This window comes from Kitasatospora sp. NPDC088134, from assembly GCF_044741705.1.
Taxonomy (GTDB): domain Bacteria; phylum Actinomycetota; class Actinomycetes; order Streptomycetales; family Streptomycetaceae; genus Kitasatospora.
Genome location: NZ_JBIUTD010000005.1, coordinates 365,636 through 383,201 on the forward strand (window position 1 = coordinate 365,636; position 17,566 = coordinate 383,201).

General features: G+C 77.7%; 16 protein-coding genes and 1 pseudogene. 9 read left to right on the forward strand and 8 right to left on the reverse strand.

The genetic code is table 11. The annotated features are described in order from the left end of the window. The first annotated feature begins 91 nt into the window (after positions 1–91). The gene (locus ACIOHG_RS11590; RefSeq protein ID WP_400948406.1) at positions 92–1,147 is read left to right on the forward strand and encodes an NAD-dependent epimerase/dehydratase family protein; all 1,056 of its coding nucleotides are present in this window, start codon (positions 92–94) and stop codon (positions 1,145–1,147) included. Between the two features lie 56 nt (positions 1,148–1,203). On the opposite strand, the gene ACIOHG_RS11595 is transcribed toward ACIOHG_RS11590, so the two are convergent. Next, positions 1,204–2,343, reverse strand: coding sequence for a sensor histidine kinase (locus ACIOHG_RS11595; RefSeq protein WP_400948409.1), 1,140 nt, complete (start codon positions 2,341–2,343; stop codon positions 1,204–1,206). Beyond that, positions 2,340–3,149, reverse strand: coding sequence for a response regulator transcription factor (locus ACIOHG_RS11600; protein ID WP_400948412.1), 810 nt, complete (start codon positions 3,147–3,149; stop codon positions 2,340–2,342). Before ACIOHG_RS11600 ends, ACIOHG_RS11595 begins: the two co-directional genes overlap by 4 nt. Positions 3,150–3,331: 182 nt before the next feature. Between ACIOHG_RS11600 and ACIOHG_RS11605 the strand changes: the two are divergent. The 3 genes and pseudogenes from ACIOHG_RS11605 to ACIOHG_RS11615 form a co-directional block, all read left to right on the forward strand. After that, positions 3,332–4,081 (forward strand): annotated as a pseudogene (locus tag ACIOHG_RS11605) (glycosyltransferase family 2 protein); the annotation flags it as partial. A 150-nt stretch (positions 4,082–4,231) separates the two neighbouring features. Then, positions 4,232–4,696, forward strand: coding sequence for a DUF2064 domain-containing protein (locus tag ACIOHG_RS11610; RefSeq protein ID WP_400948509.1), 465 nt, complete (start codon positions 4,232–4,234; stop codon positions 4,694–4,696). Between the two features lie 119 nt (positions 4,697–4,815). Beyond that, entirely contained in the window at positions 4,816–5,484 is a 669-nt protein-coding gene (locus ACIOHG_RS11615) for a class I SAM-dependent methyltransferase (RefSeq protein WP_400948414.1), read from the forward strand. A 318-nt stretch (positions 5,485–5,802) separates the two neighbouring features. Here the strand turns inward: ACIOHG_RS11615 and ACIOHG_RS11620 are convergent, their stop codons facing one another. Next, positions 5,803–7,149 (reverse strand): glycosyltransferase 87 family protein, encoded by a 1,347-nt coding sequence (locus ACIOHG_RS11620; protein WP_400948417.1) that lies wholly within the window; start codon positions 7,147–7,149, stop codon positions 5,803–5,805. Positions 7,150–7,383: 234 nt separating this feature from the next. On the opposite strand from ACIOHG_RS11620, the gene ACIOHG_RS11625 reads away from it, so the two are divergent. Further along, on the forward strand, positions 7,384–8,511 hold the full coding sequence (locus ACIOHG_RS11625) for a molybdopterin-dependent oxidoreductase (protein WP_400948512.1): 1,128 nt from the start codon (positions 7,384–7,386) through the stop codon (positions 8,509–8,511). Position 8,512: 1 nt separating this feature from the next. Next, positions 8,513–8,935 (forward strand): hypothetical protein, encoded by a 423-nt coding sequence (locus ACIOHG_RS11630; RefSeq protein WP_400948420.1) that lies wholly within the window; start codon positions 8,513–8,515, stop codon positions 8,933–8,935. On the opposite strand, the gene ACIOHG_RS11635 is transcribed toward ACIOHG_RS11630, so the two are convergent. Further along, positions 8,907–9,782: an S-methyl-5'-thioadenosine phosphorylase gene (locus ACIOHG_RS11635; RefSeq protein ID WP_400948422.1), complete on the reverse strand. Its 876-nt coding sequence runs from the start codon at positions 9,780–9,782 to the stop codon at positions 8,907–8,909. The genes ACIOHG_RS11630 and ACIOHG_RS11635 overlap by 29 nt on opposite strands. A 128-nt stretch (positions 9,783–9,910) precedes the next feature. On the opposite strand from ACIOHG_RS11635, the gene ACIOHG_RS11640 reads away from it, so the two are divergent. From ACIOHG_RS11640 to ACIOHG_RS11650, 3 genes are all read left to right on the forward strand, one after another. Further along, the gene (locus ACIOHG_RS11640) at positions 9,911–10,849 is read left to right on the forward strand and encodes a DUF389 domain-containing protein (RefSeq protein WP_400948425.1); all 939 of its coding nucleotides are present in this window, start codon (positions 9,911–9,913) and stop codon (positions 10,847–10,849) included. 100 nt (positions 10,850–10,949) lie between these two features. After that, a complete protein-coding gene (locus tag ACIOHG_RS11645) occupies positions 10,950–11,171 on the forward strand; it encodes a hypothetical protein (RefSeq protein WP_400948428.1) in 222 nt (73 codons plus the stop codon). A 93-nt stretch (positions 11,172–11,264) separates the two neighbouring features. After that, positions 11,265–13,475, forward strand: a complete 2,211-nt coding sequence (locus ACIOHG_RS11650) for a vWA domain-containing protein (protein WP_400948431.1) — start codon at positions 11,265–11,267, stop codon at positions 13,473–13,475. 15 nt (positions 13,476–13,490) lie between these two features. Here ACIOHG_RS11650 and ACIOHG_RS11655 read toward each other — a convergent pair whose 3' ends face one another. The 4 genes from ACIOHG_RS11655 to ACIOHG_RS11670 form a co-directional block, all read right to left on the reverse strand. Beyond that, a complete protein-coding gene (locus ACIOHG_RS11655) occupies positions 13,491–14,240 on the reverse strand; it encodes a YqjF family protein (RefSeq protein WP_400948433.1) in 750 nt (249 codons plus the stop codon). Beyond that, positions 14,230–14,943, reverse strand: coding sequence for an SDR family NAD(P)-dependent oxidoreductase (locus ACIOHG_RS11660; protein WP_400948434.1), 714 nt, complete (start codon positions 14,941–14,943; stop codon positions 14,230–14,232). The genes ACIOHG_RS11655 and ACIOHG_RS11660 overlap by 11 nt, the downstream gene beginning before the upstream one ends. Positions 14,944–15,287: 344 nt before the next feature. After that, positions 15,288–15,509: a hypothetical protein gene (locus tag ACIOHG_RS11665; protein ID WP_400948437.1), complete on the reverse strand. Its 222-nt coding sequence runs from the start codon at positions 15,507–15,509 to the stop codon at positions 15,288–15,290. Between the two features lie 93 nt (positions 15,510–15,602). Next, entirely contained in the window at positions 15,603–17,267 is a 1,665-nt protein-coding gene (locus ACIOHG_RS11670; RefSeq protein WP_400948439.1) for a serine/threonine-protein kinase, read from the reverse strand. Between the last annotated feature and the right edge of the window lie 299 nt (positions 17,268–17,566).

The following is a 17,566-nucleotide window of genomic DNA, read 5'->3' on the forward strand; positions in this document are numbered from 1 at the left end:
CGCCCCGCGACCGCCCCGGGGTTCTTACCCGTCCGTGACGTCACCGCCCGGCGGGCCCGGCCGCGGGGCGGGCGTCGGTAGCGTCCCCGGTATGGGAATCCTGGTGACGGGCGGGGCCGGTTTCATCGGCTCCGCGGTGGTCGGCGCGCTGCTCGCGGACGGCCACGAGGTGCGGGTGCTGGACGCGCTGCTGCCGGCGGTGCACCCCTCAGGGCGGCCGGCGGCGGTGCCCGCGGGCGCGGAGTTCCGGCACGGCGACGTGCGGGACGCGGCGGCGGTGGAGGCGGCCCTGGACGGGGTGACGGCGGTCTGCCACCAGGCCGCGATGGTCGGGCTCGGCGTCGACCTGGACGACGCGCCCGCCTACGCCGGGTGCAACGACCTGGGGACGGCGGTGCTGCTGGCCGCGATGGCCCGGCGCGGGGTGCGTGACCTGGTGCTGGCCGGGTCGATGGTGGTGTACGGGGAGGGCGCCTACCGGTGCGGGGCGCACGGGCCGGTCGCGCCCGGGCCGCGCCGGGCCGCCGACCTGGACGCCGGGCGGTTCGAGCCGCCCTGCCCGGTGTGCGGCGAACCGCTGCTGCCCGGCCTGGTCGCGGAGGACGCCCCCGCCGACCCGCGCAACGTGTACGCGGCCAGCAAGCTCGCCCAGGAGCACCTGGCCTCCGCCTGGGCCCGGGCCTGCGGCGGCCGGGTCCTGACGCTCCGTTACCACAACGTGTACGGGCCCGGGATGCCGCGCGACACCCCCTACGCGGGCGTGGCCGCGCTGTTCCGCTCGGCGCTGGCCCGCGGCGAGGCGCCCCGGGTGTTCGAGGACGGCGACCAGCGGCGCGACTTCGTGCACGTCCGGGACGTGGCCGCGGCGAACACGGCGGCGCTGGCGGCCCTCGCCGACCGGCCGGCGGGCAGCGCCCGGGCGTACAACGTGGGCAGCGGCGAGGTCCGCACCGTCGGCGCGCTGGCCCGGGCGCTGGCGGCGGAGCTCGGCGGACCGGCCCCGGTGGTGACGGGCCAGTACCGGCTGGGCGACGTCCGCCACGTGACGGCCGACTCCACCCGCCTGCGCAGCGAGCTCGGCTGGCGCCCGCGGGTCCCGTTCGCGGCCGGCGTGGCCGAGTTCGCCCGCGCCCCGCAGCGCGCCTGACGGGCCGTCCGCGCCTGACGGGCCGTCGGGGGGCGTCGCGGGGCGGGTGCGGGGGCTCAGGCGTGGCGGGCGGCCGGGAGGGTGATCTCGAAGCAGCAGCCGCCGTCGACGTTGCGCACCCCGGCCCGGCCCGCGTGGGCCTCGACGATGCCGCGGACGATGGCCAGGCCCAGGCCCGCGCCGCTGTCGGGGCTGCCCGGGGCGGCGGGGCGGGGGGTGCGGGCGGCGGTGCCGCGCCAGCCGGTCTCGAAGACCCGGGGCAGGTCCGGTTCGGGGATGCCGCCGCAGCCGTCGGTGACGGCCAGCACCACGCCGTCGGCCTCCCGGCGCGCCGAGACCGCGACCACGCCGTCCGGCGGGGTCGCCCGGATCGCGTTGACCAGCAGGTTGCCGATCGCCCGGGTGATCTCCCGGGCGTCGGCCTCCACCGGCCCGGCGTGCACCTCGCGCCCCTGGAGGCTCACCCCGCGCTGCCGGGCCAGTGGCAGCGCGCCGGCCAGCGCGTCGTCGACCAGGTCGTGCAGCGAGACCCGGGAGAGGGTCAGCGAGAGTGCCCCCGACTGGAGCCGGGAGAGTTCGAACAGGTCGTCGACCATGCCGGTGAGCCGCTCGACCTCGGTCCGGATCCGGGCCAGGTAGCGTTCGGGCTGCTCGGCGACGCCGTCCTCCAGCGCCTCGGCCATCGCCCGCAGCCCGGCCAGCGGGGTCCGCAGGTCGTGCGAGATCCAGGCGACCAGCTCGCGCCGGGAGGCGTCGAGGGCCCGCTCGCGGTCCCGGGACTCGGCGAGCCGGGCGCTGGTGGCGGCGAGTTCGGCGCTGACCGTGGCCAGCTCCCGCCCGAGCGGCCGGTCCGGCGGGGCGAAGCCGCCGTCGTCGCCCACCGTCCGCGCGGCCGCGGCCAGCGCCCGCCCGCCGGCGGTGACCTGGCGGCCCAGCAGGGCGGCGGTGAGCAGCGCGACCACCGAGGCCATCGCCAGTACGGTTATCACCACGCCGAGGTCGTGGTGGGACAGGAACATCGCCCGGGCGACCGCCAAGGTCCCCGAGGTGACGGCGAGGACGCTGACCACGGCGACCGCGAACAGCGTGAGCGCCAGCGAGCGGCGGCGCAGCAGCCGCAGCGCGGCGAGGCCGAGCAGTCCGGCGCCGCCCGCGCCGAGCGCGGCGAACAGGGCGATCAGCAGCAGGTCCTTCACCGGGTTCCCCCTGCCGGGGCGGTAGCCGGGGCGTCGGTGGCCGGGGCGTCGGCAGCCGGATCCCGGTCGATCGGGGTGCCGGCGGGGTCGTAGCGGTAGCCGACGCCCCAGACGGTGCTGATCAGGGCGGGCGCGCCGGGGTCGTCCTCGATCTTCTCGCGCAGCCGCCGGACGTGGACGGTGACGGTCGACAGGTCGCCGAAGTCCCAGCCCCAGACCCGCTGCATCAACTCGTGCCGGGAGAACACCGTCGCCGGGTGCCGGAGGAAGAACGCGAGGAGTTCGAACTCCCGGCTGGTGAGCGCCAGTTCGCGCCCGGCGCGGTGGGCCCGGCGGGCCCGGGGGTCGAGCGCGAGGTCGCCGGAGCGCAGGGGTTCGGCCGCCGGGCCGGGGGCGGCGGCGCCGGCCCGGCGCAGGATCGACCGGATCCGCAGGACGAGTTCGCGCGGGCTGAACGGCTTGGTGACGTAGTCGTCCGCGCCGAGTTCCAGGCCCAGGATGCGGTCGGCCTCGTCGCCCTTGGCGGTGAGCAGCACCACCGGCAGGTCGGGCCGGTCGGGCCGGGCCCGCAGGCGGCGCAGCACCTCCAGGCCGTCGAGCCCGGGCAGCATCAGGTCGAGGACGACCAGGTCGGGCCGGTGGCGTTCGGCCAGTTCGAGGCCGTGGCGGCCGTCCTCGGCGCGGTCGACCAGGTGGCCGGCCCGGGCGAGGTAGCCGGCCACCACCTCGCCGACGGTCGGGTCGTCGTCGACGACCAGGATGCGGGCGGGCTCCGGGGGTTCGGCGGGGGCGGCGCTCTGGTTCACCCGCCCGAGGATACGAGTCCGCGCCGGTGCGCGGCCCCGGGGCGGGGGCGCGTTCGGGTTCCGTAAGATCCGGTCCCGCCTCCGGGTACGGCTCCGGGTCCGGTGCGTTCCGGGCGCGCCCCGGTGGCGTAGGACTTCCGTAAGGGTGCCGTACCGCCGTGGCGGGCGGGGGCGTGGCTAGCGTGGCGGCCGTGACTCCTTCTCCTCTCCCGTCTCCTCTCCCGTCCTCGGTGGACGTGGTGCTGCCCTGCCTCGACGAGGTGCGGGCGCTGCCCTGGGTGCTGGGCCGGGTGCCGGCCGGCTGGCGGGCGATCGTGGTCGACAACGGTTCGCGGGACGGCTCGGCGGAGCTGGCCGCGGCGCTGGGGGCGACGGTGGTCGCGGAGCCGCGCCGGGGGTTCGGCGCGGCCTGCCACGCGGGGCTGCTGGCCGCCGACGCCGAACTGGTCTGCTTCCTGGACTGCGACGGTTCGCTGGACCCGGCGCAGCTGCCCCGGGTGGTCGGCCCGGTGGTGGCGGGCGACGCCGATCTGGTGCTGGGGAGGCGGCGGCCGGTCTCGTTCGGGGCGTGGCCGCCGCACGCCCGGCTGGCCAACCTGGTGCTGGCCCGGCGGCTGCGCGCGGTGACGGGCGCGCCGCTGCACGACCTGGGGCCGATGCGGGCGGCGCGCCGGGAGCGGCTGCTGGCGCTGGGCCTGGGCGACCGGCGTTCCGGCTACCCGCTGGAGATGGTGCTCGCGGCCTCGGCCGCGGGGCTGCGGATCGCCGAGACGCCGGTCGACTACCGGCCGCGGGCGGGCCGTTCGAAGGTGACGGGGACGGTCCGCGGCACCCGGCAGGCGGTGCGCGACATGCGGCGGGTGCTGGCGGCCGCGCCGCCGACCCTGCTGGTGCTGGCCAAGGCGCCGGTGCCGGGCCGGGTGAAGACCAGGCTGACCCCGGCGTTCACCCCGGAGCAGGCCGCCGGACTGGCCGAGGCCGCCCTCGCCGACACCCTGGCGGCGCTCGCCACCGTCCCGGCGGGTCGGCGCCTGCTGGTGCTGGACGGCGCCCCCGGCCGGTGGCTGCCGCCAGGCTGGGAGGTGCTGCCGCAGTGCGCGGGCGGCCTGGACCGCCGGCTCGCCGCCGCCTTCGCCCACGCCGCCCGGCTCGCCCCCGCCGCCCCGGCCCTGCTGGTCGGCATGGACACCCCCCAGCTGGACCCGGCCGCCCTCGCCGCCCCGCTCTCGGCCACCGCCCGGGCGGGCGCCGACGCCTGGTTCGGCCCCGCCGAGGACGGCGGCTTCTGGGCCCTGGGCCTGGCCCGTCCGGACGCCGCGCTCGCGGCCCGGCTGCTGCACGGCGTCCCGATGTCGACCGCCACCACCGGCCGCCACCTGCTGGACCGCATGGCCGCCGCGAACCTGACGGTCCGCCACCTCCCCGCCCTGCTGGACGTGGACGGCCCCGACGACGCCGCCGCCGTCGCCGCCCTCGCCCCCGACACCCGGTTCGCCGCCCACTGGCGGAAGCTGCACCCCGCAGGCACCGCCCCCGCGCACCAGTAGCCCGGCTGACGGCCACCGGTGTCCCTCGGGCAACCGGTTCTCGGCGGCGGTGGGGCCGACGGGCCGTCGGTCGGGGCTCTCCTCTTCCGCTCCCCTTTCTTTCGACGTGAGGTGTCCGTATGCAGTCCGCCACGACCCGTTCCGTTGCCGAACCCTGGGTGGACGATCCGTTCGGGCGGGCGGTGCGGGCCGGGCGGGGGCCGTTGTGGCTGTGCCGGGCGGACGGTGCGCGGTGGGTGCTGGAGGTGGAGCGCTGGTGCGCGCCCGCCGCCGGGGCGGACCACGGGCTGGTGCTGCGCTGTCTGGGGTTGGGCGCGCCGGTGCTGGACCTGGGGTGCGGGCCGGGTCGGCTGGTGGCGGCGCTGCTGGCGGCGGGGGTTCCGGCCCTCGGGGTGGACGTGTGCGCGGCCTCGGTGGACCGCACCGCGGGCCTGGGCGCCCTCGCGCTGCGCCGTTCGGTGTTCGACCGGCTGCCCGCCGAGGGCCGCTGGGGCGGGGCGCTGCTCGCCGACGGCAACCTGGGGATCGGCGGCGACCCGGCCGCCCTGCTGTCCCGGACCGCCGGGCTGCTCGCCCCGGACGGCCTGCTGCTGGTGGAGACCGACCCGACGGAGGTGGACGAGGTCTCGACCGTCCGGGTGGCGGGCCCCGACGGCGCGGGTCCGCCGTTCCGCTGGGCCCGCTGCGGGCCCGAAGCGACGGCGCGGTACGGCGCGGCGGCCGGCCTGGAGCCGGTGGAGCGCTGGCTCTCGTACGGCCGCTCCTTCCTCGCGCTGCGCCGTTCCTGACGTATCGCCAGACCACCGGCCAGGTCGGCACCGCGATCCCGGCCCGGCACGGCGCGGCCGTCGCTCCGGAGCCGGTGGAGCCTCGCTGCCCGCTCCTCAGCCAGTGCCGTTCCTGACGCCCTGTCGGCCCTCCGGCCCGGTCTGCACCGCGATCCGGTCCCGGCACGGCCGTCGGCCCGAAGCCGGTGAAGCACTGGCGCTCGTACAGTCGCTCGCTCCTCGCACTGCACCGCCTCTGACACCCCGTCGGCCCACCGGCCCGGCCGTCGGCTCGGAGCCGGTGGGCAGCGCTGCCCCCTCCTCCCCCGGTGTCGGTGCTCAGCCGGTGCTCCGGCGTGGTCGGGCCCGGCGTACCGCGACTGCGGCGATGGTCAGGGCCGCTGCCCCGTAGGCGAGTTGCTGCACGTCGCTGCCACCGGCCAGGTAGAGGACCTGTCCGGCGGCGGGGACCGCCAGCCACTCCCAGCGGCCGTCCAGGGCGGCGAGTGCCACCACCAGGAGGGCGTACCAGGGGTAGGCGGGGGCGGCGAGGAGGAGGGCGGTGCCGGTCAGGGTCAGGGCGCCCCGCCAGGGCTGCCGGGGGTCGCCGTGCCGCAGGACCCGCCAGAGCAGGGCGGTGAGCAGCGCCGCGGCCGCCCAGGGGGCAACCGGGTCGGGCAGGACCAGGCGGAGGAGGCCGAACCGCTCCAAGTGGCCCTGCTGGTAGCCCTCTTCGCGCAGGTAGCCGGGCAGGTAGCCGAGGACGCCCGTCCCGGAGGCGGCCAGGTACGGGAGGTAGGAGAGGGCGAAGACCCCGGCCGCAGCCGTGCAGAGCAGGACGTCCCGCCGGGTCGGGCGGCGGGCCAGCAGGCCGGAGAGGGCGCCGGGCAGGGTGAGGGCGGGCAGCAGTTTCACCGCCGTCGCCGCGCCGAGCGCCGCCCCGGCGGCGGCCGGGCGACGGCGGGCCGCGAGGCCCAGGCCGGTCACCGCCAGCAGGGCGCCGAGCGTGTCGACGTGCGCGTCGTTGACCGCCCACACCGCGACGCCCGGGCACCAGGCCCACAGCGCGGCCCGCCGCCGTCCGCCGGTCAGGGCGAGCAGCGTCCCGGTGGTGGCCACCGCCAGGACCGCCCCGGCGCCCTGGGCGACCCGGACGCTGTCGCCGAACGGGCGCTGGAGCAGGAACCAGACCTCCGCGAGCGGCGGGTAGATCGTGTGCACGGCGGGCCGGTTGATCCGGGTGCAGGCCCCGTCGGCGGTGCGGCGCTCGTCCCAGCCGGTGCAGCCGTCGCCGGTCGGGGAGGCCGGGAGGGCCGGGAAGCGACCGGGGTCGCGCAGCCGGGCCAGCGCCGGGTCCTCGGGCGGGTGCGCGTACGGGGAGATGCCCGCGGCCTGCACCTTCCCGTCCCAGCCGTACCGGTAGGCGTCGTCGCTGGTCCGGGGCGGGGCAAGCAGGCCGACTGCGGCGACCAGGACGCCGCCGGCCAGTACCAGGCGGGCGACCTGACGGTCCGGCACCCGGCGCAGCAGGAGCAGCGCCAGCGCGAACAGCGCGGCGTCGGCGGCGTACCAGCCGTACAGCGGGGTCCGGTCGCCGAGGGTGCCGCCGGTGGTGAAGGTCAGCGCGAGGCAGCCGGCGAGGGCGGCGAGGGACAGCGAGCAGAGCAGGGCGGGGCGTGCGGTCACCGGCCCACCCTGGCAGCGGCGCAGCGCTCCCGGGGCGGTGCGGGGCGGACCGTCCGGGTTCCGTAAGGACCGGGAGGACCCCGGGAGCCGGGGCGGCGGCGTTCGCATTCCGTAAGCAGGTCGCGCCGCCGCGCGGGCGGTCGGGCACGCTTCGATGGCGGGGTGGAATCCGAATCCGACTCCCCCTCCTCCGTCCGGCGGCGCCTCGACCGGCCGCTGCCGGAGCCGCCCGCCGTGCTGCGGCGCGGCCCGTTCCGTCCGGGCGCGTTCCGGTCCGCCGTCCACGAGCCCCGGGCGGCGGTGGTGCTGGGCCGGTGGCTGGGCGCGGCGCTGCTGGTGTGCTTCGCCACCGGTCTGGTCAGCCACCTGTTGCAGGACCCACCGGGGTGGTTGACGGGCCGTCAGCCGTCCCGGCCGGTCGCCGGGTACCGGTTCACCCAGGGGCTGCACGTGGCCGCCGGTCTGGCCGCGATCCCGCTGACGGGCGCGAAGCTGTGGACGGTGTACCCGCGCCTGTTCGAGTGGCCGCCCGCGCGGAGCGTGCGGCACCTGCTGGAGCGGCTGGCGGTGGCGCTGCTGGTCGCGGCGGTGCTGCTGGAGCTGTTCAGCGGCCTGCTGAACACCCTGCAGTGGTACCCGTGGCCGTTCCCGTTCCGGCAGACCCACTACTGGACGGCGTGGACGGCGGTCGGCGCGCTGCTGGTCCACCTCGCCGTCAAGGCGCCGGTGATCGCGGCGCACTGGCGCCGGGCCGTCGCGGTGCCGCTCGCCGGGCGGCGGGCGCTGCTGACGGCGACGGCGACGGCTGTCGGCGCGGTGACCCTGACCACGGCCGGGCAGTCCGTGCCGTGGCTGCGCGCCCTGGACCTGTTCGCGCCGCGCCGCCCCGGGTCCGGCTCCGTTCCCGGGGGGAGCGGTCTGCCGGTGAACCGGACCGCCGCGCAGGCCGGCACCACGGTCGTGCCCGCCGACTGGCAGCTGGCCGTGGACGGTCCGAAGGGCTTCCGGATCGACCTCGCCGGGCTGCGGGCGCTGCCGCAGACCACCGCGGACCTGCCGATCGCCTGCGTAGAAGGGTGGAGCGCGAACGGCCGCTGGACGGGGGTGCGGCTGGCCGACCTGCTGCGGCGGGCCGGGGTGCCCGCGGGTTCGGCGGTGCGGATCACCTCGCTGGAGGCGGCCGGGCCGTACCGGGTCACCGAGCTGCCCGCCCGGCACGCGGACGATCCGCTCACCCTGCTGGCGCTGGCGCTGGACGGGCGGCCGCTGACGCCCGACCACGGCTTCCCGGCGCGGCTGGTCGCGCCGAACCGGCCCGGGGTGCTGCAGACCAAGTGGGTCGCCCGGATCGAGGTGGTCTGAGGTGCGGGTCCTGCGCGGTGCCTTGCTGTCCGGCGGTCTCGCCCTGATCGGCTGCGGCCTGGTCGGGCTGCTGACGGACCGTTACATCTCCGACCCGCTCGGGGTCCTGTGGTGGGCCGCCGGTCTGGTCGTCGTGCACGACGGCCTGTGGCTGCCGCTGGTGTGCGCGGTCGGCGCGGTCGCCGGGCGGCGGCGGCCGGTGCTGCGCGGCTGGCTGGTGGTCGTGGCGGCCGTCGGCGCGGTGGCCGGCCCGGCGGTGCTGCGGGCCGGCCACGACGGCGGCAACCCGACCCTGCTGCCGCTGCCCTACCTGCGGAACTGGCTGCTGTTCCTGGCCGTCACCGGGGCCGGGGCGGCGCTGTTCGCCGCCGCCCGGTACTTCGTTCCACGGGCCGTCAGGAGGGCACGCCGGGCAGGCCGGTGACGAGACCGTCGAGGGCGTGGGAGCAGGGGCAGTCGCGGGTGGCGGGCAGGGCCTCCAGGGCCGTGAACAGGACGGTGCGCAGCCGGTCGACGTTGCGGGCGAAGACCTCCAGCACCTCGGCGTGGGTGACGCCCTCGCCCGCCTCCACTCCCGCGTCCAGGTCCGTCACCAGCGCCAGCGAGGTGTAGCACACGCCCAGTTCACGGGCCAGCACCGCCTCCGGGTGGCCGGTCATGCCCACCACCGACCAGCCGCTGGCCGCGAACCAGCGCGACTCCGCCCGGGTGGAGAACCGCGGCCCCTCGACCACGACCAGGGTTCCGCCGTCCACCGCCTCCCACCCGGCGCTGCGGGCGGCCCCCAGCGCGGCGGCCCGCCCGTGCGGGCAGTACGGGTCCGCCATCGAGACGTGCACCACCTCCGGCACCGACCCGTCCGGCAGCACCCGCCCGTCGTAGAAGGTCTGCACCCGCCCCGACGTCCGGTCCACGAACTGGTCCGGCACCACCAGCACCCCCGGCCCGAACTCCGCCCGCAGACCCCCCACCGCGCAAGGGCCGAGCACCTGCCGCACCCCCAACGCGTGCAGTGCCCACACATTCGCCCGGTAGTTGATCCGGTGCGGCGGCAACCGGTGCCCCCGCCCGTGCCTCGGCACAAACGCCACCCGCCGACCCCCCACCTCCCCCACGAACACCGCATCACTCGGCGGACCGTACGGCGTCTCCACCCGCACCTCCGTCACCTCGTGCAGCAACGCGTACAGACCCGAACCACCGATCACCCCCAACTCGGCAAGCGGGGCGAGGGGCAGGTGGGCGGACGGCCGAACCGGAAGTGTGGTCATGCCGCCACCCTAGGGAGCGGCGGTGCCGGGGCCCTCCGCCACGGCCTTACGACTCCGTGACGTCCGGGGCGGCGCTACCGTGCACAGGACGGGACTGCCCCGTCCGCACCGTCCGACCGGAGGGCCACGTGCTCCAGCTCCGCCTGATCGTTCCCGCCGACCTGCGCGAGCAGGTCATGGCCCGGCTCGACGCCTGCGTCGGGGTGGCCCACGTGGTGGTGCTTCCGGGCGGGGCGGTGCGGCCCGCGGGGGACGTGGTGCTGTGCGACGTGGCCCGCGAGGCGGCCGACGAACTCCTGAACGGGCTGCAGGAGTTGGGCCTGCCGGAGCGCGGGGCGATCAGCCTGGGCGAGACCGGCCTGGTCCTCTCGGAGGCCGCCGACGCGGCGGAGGCGGCGGCCCCGGGCGAGGGGGTGGACGCGCTGGTGTGGGAGGAGGTGTCCGGGGTCGTCCACGAGGAGTCGACGCTCAGCGGGGTCTTCCTGGCGCTGCTGACGGTCGCCACCATGCTGGCCGCCTGCGGCGCCGTCCTGGACAGCGCGATCCTGGTCGTCGGCGCGATGGCCGTCGGCCCGGAGTTCGGGCCGCTGGCCGGGCTGTGCGTCGCGCTGGTGCAACGCCGGATCCGCCCGGCGGCCCGCTCGCTGCTGGCGCTGGCGGTCGGCTTCGCCGTGGCGATGGCCCTGACCGTCGGCTTCTCGCTGCTGATGGACGGGCTGGGCCTGTTCAGCGACGCGAAGTTCGCCGCCGCCCGCCCCAACACCTCGTTCATCTGGCAGCCGGACGCGATGTCCTTCGTGGTGGCGTTCCTGGCGGGCGTGGCCGGTCTGCTCTCGCTGACCTCGGCCAAGGCGTCCGCCCTGGTCGGCGTGGCGATCTCGGTCACCACCGTGCCCGCCGCGGCCAACGCCGCCGTCGCGGTCGCCTACCGCGAGTACGCCCAGGCCTGGGGCTCCGCCGTGCAGCTCGCCCTCAACCTGTCCGGCATCGTCCTGGCGGGCGTCCTCACCCTGCTCGTCCAGCACGCCGCCTGGCGCCTGGTCCGCCGCGGCCCGGGGCGTCCCTGAGCCGCCGACCCGGCCATCCGATCGCGCGCGGGCGACGAATCGTGCACGGGTGACCGACCGGGGCGGGAGAGGACCGGTGGCGGGCCGGGAGGAGGAAGCGATGACGGGCACAGCCGGGCCGGACCGGTCGGCGGCCTTCCGCGAACTGCTGGTGCGGTGCGTGGCGCGCGCCGTGGCCGACGGCGACGGGTCGGCCGTCGACCTGCTGCTGCTCCTGGTCGAGCGGCGCGCCGACGGGGAACTGCTGGACGCCCTGGAGCGGGCGATGGCCGATCCGGCTGCCGCGTGGCGCGGCCCCGGCGTCCCCGGGCCGCGCGGCTGAGGGCGGCGCCGGACCTCCGCCCGGGTGGGTCCGTCGGCGTGTCCGCCGGGAGGTGACGGCGCGGCGCCGGGGGTGCGTGGCCAAGATGACGGGGTGTCAGCTCTCCGCGTCCTCCGCCGCCGTCCGTCCGCCGCCGTCCCGGCCCTGGCCCTCATGAGCGTCGCCCTGATCGGGGCCGCGCCGGGACCAGGCCGCTCGGTGCCGTCGCCCGGGGCGGGGGACGCGGTGGTGACGGTGCGCACCGGCGGGGACCGGACCGGGCCCAGGACGGTGGCGCCGCTGGCCGGGGTGCGGCTGGGCCTGTACGCGGACGAGTCCTCGGGCGCACCGGTGGACCCGGGCTGGGGCGTGTGCACCGCCGACGCGGACGGGGACTGCTCCTTCACCGTGCCGGGCACCGGTCCCGGCGGGGCGAACGCGGGCGCCCGCTTCTGGGTGCGGCAGCTCCCGGACGGGGCACCCGCCGGCTGGTACCCGAATCCGGTCCTGCGGACGGGGCCGGGCAACGGCAGCGGGTCGATCGCCGCGCCCTACGCGTTCCGGACCCCCGCGCTGGCGGCCGGGCGCACCTACGCCTCGACCGACACCGGCCCCGACGGCTTCATGATCAGCGACACCTTCGGCACCAACTACCCCGCCTCCGGCGGCGTGTGGCAGGACTCCCGGGCCAACCCGCTGCCCCACGTCGGCTGCGGCCTGGACGTCGCGGTGGTGCTCGACCTGTCCGCCTCCGTGGGCAGCGCGCTGCCCCAGCTCAAGGCAGCCACCGACACCTTCACCGACGCCCTGGCCGGCACCCCCTCGCGGATGGCCCTCTACTCCTTCGACCATGCCTCGCCCTCGACCAGCGTGGACCGCAACCACCCGGAGCTGCTCCCGGTCTCCACCAAGGCGGGGGCCGACGCCTTCAAGCGGCTCTACGCGGACTGGACGCTGGGGAAGGGCACCAACTGGGACCGGGGCCTGGCGGCGGTGGCCGAGGCCGCGCAGCGCTACGAGGCGGTGGTGGTGATCACCGACGGGAACCCGACCCGGTTCGCCGACGACGTCCAGGGGGACGGCTCGCGGACCCACTTCCGGGACGTGGAGAACGGGATCTTCTCCGCCAACGCCGTCAAGGCGACCGGCGCCCGGATCATCGCCCTGGGCGTCGGCAAGGGCGTCGAGGGCGTCTCCGGCCTCAACCTCCGCGCGCTGTCCGGCCCGACCGCGTACGACGGGACGAACCTGCCGGCCGCCGACTACTTCCAGACCGCGGACTTCGCCGCGGCCGGCCGGGACCTGCACGACCTGGCGCTGTTCCAGTGCCGGGGCACGCTGTCGGTGGTCAAGCAGCTCGCCCCGGCCGGGACCACCGGCGAGGACGTCACCGGCTCGGTGAACGCGGGGGCGGGCTGGACCTTCGACGCGAGCACCGGTTCCCCCGGCGTCGGCGGCTTCCCGGCGCGGGAGACCACCACCGACGACGGCACCGGCTCGGTCGTCTTCCACCCGACCTTCACCGGCGTCCCCGAAGGGGCCGTCACGGTCCGCGAGGGCCAGCACGAGGGCTACGAACTGGTGCCGCAGGGCGGTCACCACGCGGTCTGCACGAACCTGGACACGGGGCAGACCCTGCCGGTCACCGACCAGGAGCTGTCCTTCACCGTCACGGTGCCGAGCAAGGCGGCCGTCAGCTGCCTGGTGCACAACCGTCCCGTGCGGCCCGCCGACGTCACCGTCGCCAAGACCTGGCGGGTCGACGGCCGCAGCTACGCCGACGGGCAGCAGCCCGCCGGGCTGACTGCGGCGCTGAGCCTGACCGGACCGGGCGGGGCGGGCCCCGGCGCGCAGCCGTGGGGCGTCACCCGCACCGGCTACCGGGTCGGCGAGGCGGTCACCGTCGCCGAGACCGCGGCCGTCGAGCGCCCCGGCTGCGTCCTCACCTCGTCCCGGCTGACCCGCCTCGACGGGGCGGCGACCGACCTGCCGCTGCCGCACACCGCCGAGTTGACGGGGGAACACTTGACCGCCGAGGTCACCAACGTCGTCGACTGCGCCGAGGAGCCCGCTCCCGGGAACCCGGGCCCGGGCCCGGGCCCGCAGCCGTCCCCGACGCCCGGCACCCCCGAGCCCGTCCCCTCCCCCTCCGCTTCCCCCTCCCCCTCCGCTTCCGTGTCGCCCGTCCCGCCCGTTCCGTCCGGCCCGCTGCCCGACACCGGCGCCCCGGCCCTGGCCGCCCTGACCGGCTGGGCCGGCGCGGCCACCGCGCTCGGCGGCACGGCCCTGGGTCTGGCCGCCCTGCGCCGCCGTCGGCGGTCGTAGCGGCGGGGCGGGGGGCTAGCGGAGCTGCCCGAGCGGGTCGGTCACCGGGCTCCACGGGCCGAACCGGACCGGGACGCCCGGGGAGAACAGCACGCTCGGCGGGGGCCCGGAGACCTCCAGGCCGGCCGCCCGCACCAGTGTCTCGTCGAGGTGCTCCACGGTGGCCCGGTGCAGCGGCCACGGCGGGTGCTCGACCGGGAGGTGCACGGTGCGGCCGACCGTGCGCGTGTGCAGCCCCCAGCGGGCGGTGAGGAACTCGGCGAGCGGGCCGGGCCGTTCGAGCCGCGGTCCGACCCGGGCCCGCAGCACGCACCGGGCGGCGTCCCCGCCGGGCCCGCGGACCCGGGTGGCGAGGTGCAGCGCCGGGCCGTCCGCCGTCCACCGGGTGTGCGACCACCGGTAGGGCAGGCCGAGGGCCGAACGCGCCACCAGCACGGCGGGCAGGCGCGGGCAGTCCAGCGAGCGGAACACCACGGCGCGGCGGCCCTGCGGGTCGACGGAGTAGAGCCGGACGTTCACCTCGGGGAAGGTGCCGAAGTACGGCAGGGCGGTCCGGCCGGGCCCCAGCCGCTCCATGGCGAACGCCACCAGTCCGACCCAGGTGGTGCCGTTGCGGACGTCCGGGAACACCCCGGCGGGCAGCAGCGGGGCGACCGCGGCGGGGTGGACCGGCCAGTGCAGGAAGAGCACGTCGCGCCAGTTCTGCGACAGCAGGGTCGGCGCCACGGCGCGCGGGGCGCGCCCGGTCACGGGTTCAGGACGCACCGGGCCCCGCCTCCGCGCGGACCCGCGGCCGGCCCGGTTCCCGCACGGGGCGGCCGTCGGGGCCGGGCCGCACCAGGGCGGCGCCGTCCAGCAGGGCGTCCAGGGCGGCCTCGGCCCAGGACTGCGGGTCGGCGCCCGCGGGCAGCGGCGGCGGGTTCCCGGCGACGGCGCGCCCGGCGAAGCCGTTGGCCAGGTGCGGGGGGCGGGCCTCCAGGACGGCCACCCGCCTGCGGCGCTGCTCCAGGCGGGCGGTCTCCAGCCACGCCGTCAGGGCGGCCTTGGACGCCCGGTAGGCGCCCGCCCCGGCGAGGGGGCGGGCGACGACGACTCCGGTGACGGCGCCGACCGCCGCACCCGGTCCGACCACGCCGAGGGCGCCGCGCAGCACGGCGATCGGGGCCAGCGCGTTGACGGCCGCGAGGTGTTCCTCGATCTCGGGGCGGGCCAGGTCGGCCGGTCCGAACGCCGCGACGCCGACGGTCACCAGGACGGCGTCCAGGCCGCCGAGCCGTTCGGCGGCGCGGGCGGCGAGCCCGGCGCAGGTGTCGAGCCGGTACGCGTCGAAGCGTTCCGCGCCGGGCGCGCCGAGGCGCCGGACCAGCGCGGCCAGGCGCTCGGGGTCCCGCCCGGCCGGGACGACGCGCGCGCCCCGGGCGGCGGCGGCCACGGCGACCCGGCCGCCGAGGTCCCCGGTCGCCCCCACGACGAGCAGCCTCGCTTCTTCCGCTCCGCCCATGGCCGCCGCCCTCCCTCCCGCCCGTCCGGCGCCGACCCCGGGCGGGTGCGGCGCGACGGGCTTCCTCCATCCCCGAGGATGCGTCCGACGCACCGTTCCGGGGCAGTCGCACCGCTTCCGCAGCGCTCCCCCTCGGGGCCGGGCGCCGGCGAGTTTGGGGTGACGGCGCACCGGCGGACCGCTCTCGACGTGGCGCTCCAGCCACTCCCCCGGGTCCGTGGTCGGCGGGACGAACGCCGGCGAGACCGGGGCGAGCCCCGGCAGCGGCAGCCCGAGCCGGCGGGCGGGCGCGGGCAGCAGGGCGCAGCCGATCAGGGCCCGTACCGGATCGGCTGCGCCCTGCTGTTCGGCTGCCACGGCGCGGCCACCCTGTTCGGCGTGCTCGGCGGGCCCCCGCCACCGCCCGACCGACTGTCCGCCCGGCCGCCGCTCCGTTGCGCCCCGTTGCGCCGCCGAGGCCACAGCAGGTCGTCCTCGCCCTGGTGGTGCTCACCCAGCGCGCCGAGGACCAGGTCGAGGTGGTCGGCGGGCACGGCGGCGCGCCGTCGGGCGGTGGGGCGGTCGACAGCGCGGCTCCGTCCGGTCCTGCGGCCTCCGCCCGGGGCGGGTGTTCCCCCGGGGACGGGTCACAGGCGCAGGGTGCTCCAGCCGCGGGTGATCTCGGCCCGGACGTCCTCCGGCCGTTCGGCCGTCAGGAGGGCCGACAGGGCGGTGCCGTCGGCCGGGCGGGCGGCGGGATCGGGAGCGAGGGCGCGGGTCACGACGGCGGCGAGGGCCGGGTCGAGGGCGCGGACCGCGGCCAGCGCGGCGGGTTCGGGGCCGATGTCGACGATGCGGCGGATCACGCCGCCGGTGCTGGTCGCCGCGAACGGGCTCGCGCCGTGCGCCGCGCAGACCACGCAGCAGGCCCAGGCCCAGATGTCGGCGGCGGTGCCGACCCGCTCGTCACCGAACTGCTCGGGGGCCATGTAGGTGAGGGTGCCGGGACCGGCGCCGGTCATGGTGAGGCGGGTGCCGTCGAGCAGGGCGGCGATGCCGAAGTCGAGCAGGCGGGGCCCGGCCGTGGTCAGCATGATGTTGGCCGGTTTGAGGTCGCGGTGCACCAGCCCGAGCCGGTGCACGCCGGACAGCGCCACGGCCAGCGCCAGCGCGAGCGCCCGGAGGGCCTCGGCGGAGCGCAGCGGACCGTGCTCGCGGAGGTGGGCGTCGAGCGGCCGACCGTCCAGCAGTTCCATGGCGAGGAAGGGGCGGCCGGCGTCCACGCCGGTGTCCAGCACCCGTGCGGTGTACGCGCCCGGCACCATCGCCAGGACCTCGGACTCGCGTTGGAAGCGGCGCAGCAGGTCGGGGTCGCCCAACAGGTCCGGGTTGATGGTCTTCAGGGCGACCTGGGTGGCCGCCCCCTCGCGGCTGGCCAGGTAGACGGTGCCCATGCCGCCCGCGCCGATCCGGCCGAGCAGCCGGTAGCCGCCGATGCTGCGGGGTTCGTGGCCGTGCAGGGGGTGGTGGCGCACCTGCGCGGGCAGGTGGACGGGCGGCGCGGCGGGCGCGGGCGGTGGGGTGGACGCGGGCGGCGGCGGGGCGTACGCGGTGGCGAGGGCGGTCGGGGGCGCCACCGGCAGCGGATGTGCCGTCGGCACCGGTACCGGGGCCGCTCCAAAACGCGGGGCGGCCGTCGCGCCGGCGGACGCCGGGTGGCGGTGGGCGAGCGCCAGGGCGCATGCCTGGAACACCAGCCCGGCCAGCAGCACGCCGAGCGGGAGCGCCAGCACGCCCAGGACGGCGAACAGGCCGAGCCGGGCCAGGTTCCAGCGGCGGACGGCCGCGTCCGCGATCACCGCGGCGGGCATCCCGGCGGTGAGCAAGGCGTGCCGGGCCAGGTGGGCGAGCAGCACCCAGGCCGCGACCAGCAGCCCGCCGAGGCCCCACTGCCACAACTGCGCGCTGTCGCGCGCCAGCCCGTAGGCGACCGACACCCCGTGCAGGTCCGCGAACGCCAGGGGGCCGCGCAGCAGCTCGAACCCGTCGTTGGGGACGGCGAGCAGGACCGCTTCGAGGCCGGCCCCGAGCAGCACGGCCACCACGAACTCGGCCTGCACCGGGCCGACACCGGCCGGGGCCGACCCGGTGGCGGTGGCCAGGGCCCGGCTCCGGGCGGCCTGCTGGGAGCGACGCAGCAGTGGCAGGGTGAGCAGCCGGGCGAGCAGCGCGAGCAGCAGGACGACCGGCAGGACGACGACGAGGCCGGGGTCCAGCCCCGTCGCCGTCTCCTCGACACCGAGACTCAGCACTGTCGCTGCCTCCTGAATTCCTTGGGCGGGTACGAGCGGGCCGAGGGAGTATACGGGTCGCCGGGCGGGCGGGCGGTGCTCGACGCCTTCCCGGGTGCGGGAGCTGACGGACCGTCCGGCGCCTTCTTTCGTTCAGGCGTTCCCACCGCGCGGGCGGGGCGCGCGATGGGCGCACGGGAGCATTGCCGCGCCGGGGAGTGTGACGGCGCACCGGAGGGGGCGTGTGTGCGCCAGGGGTGAAATCGGGACAAAGGCCCCCGATCGACAGAACATGCGATCGAGAACGGCGAGTGCATATG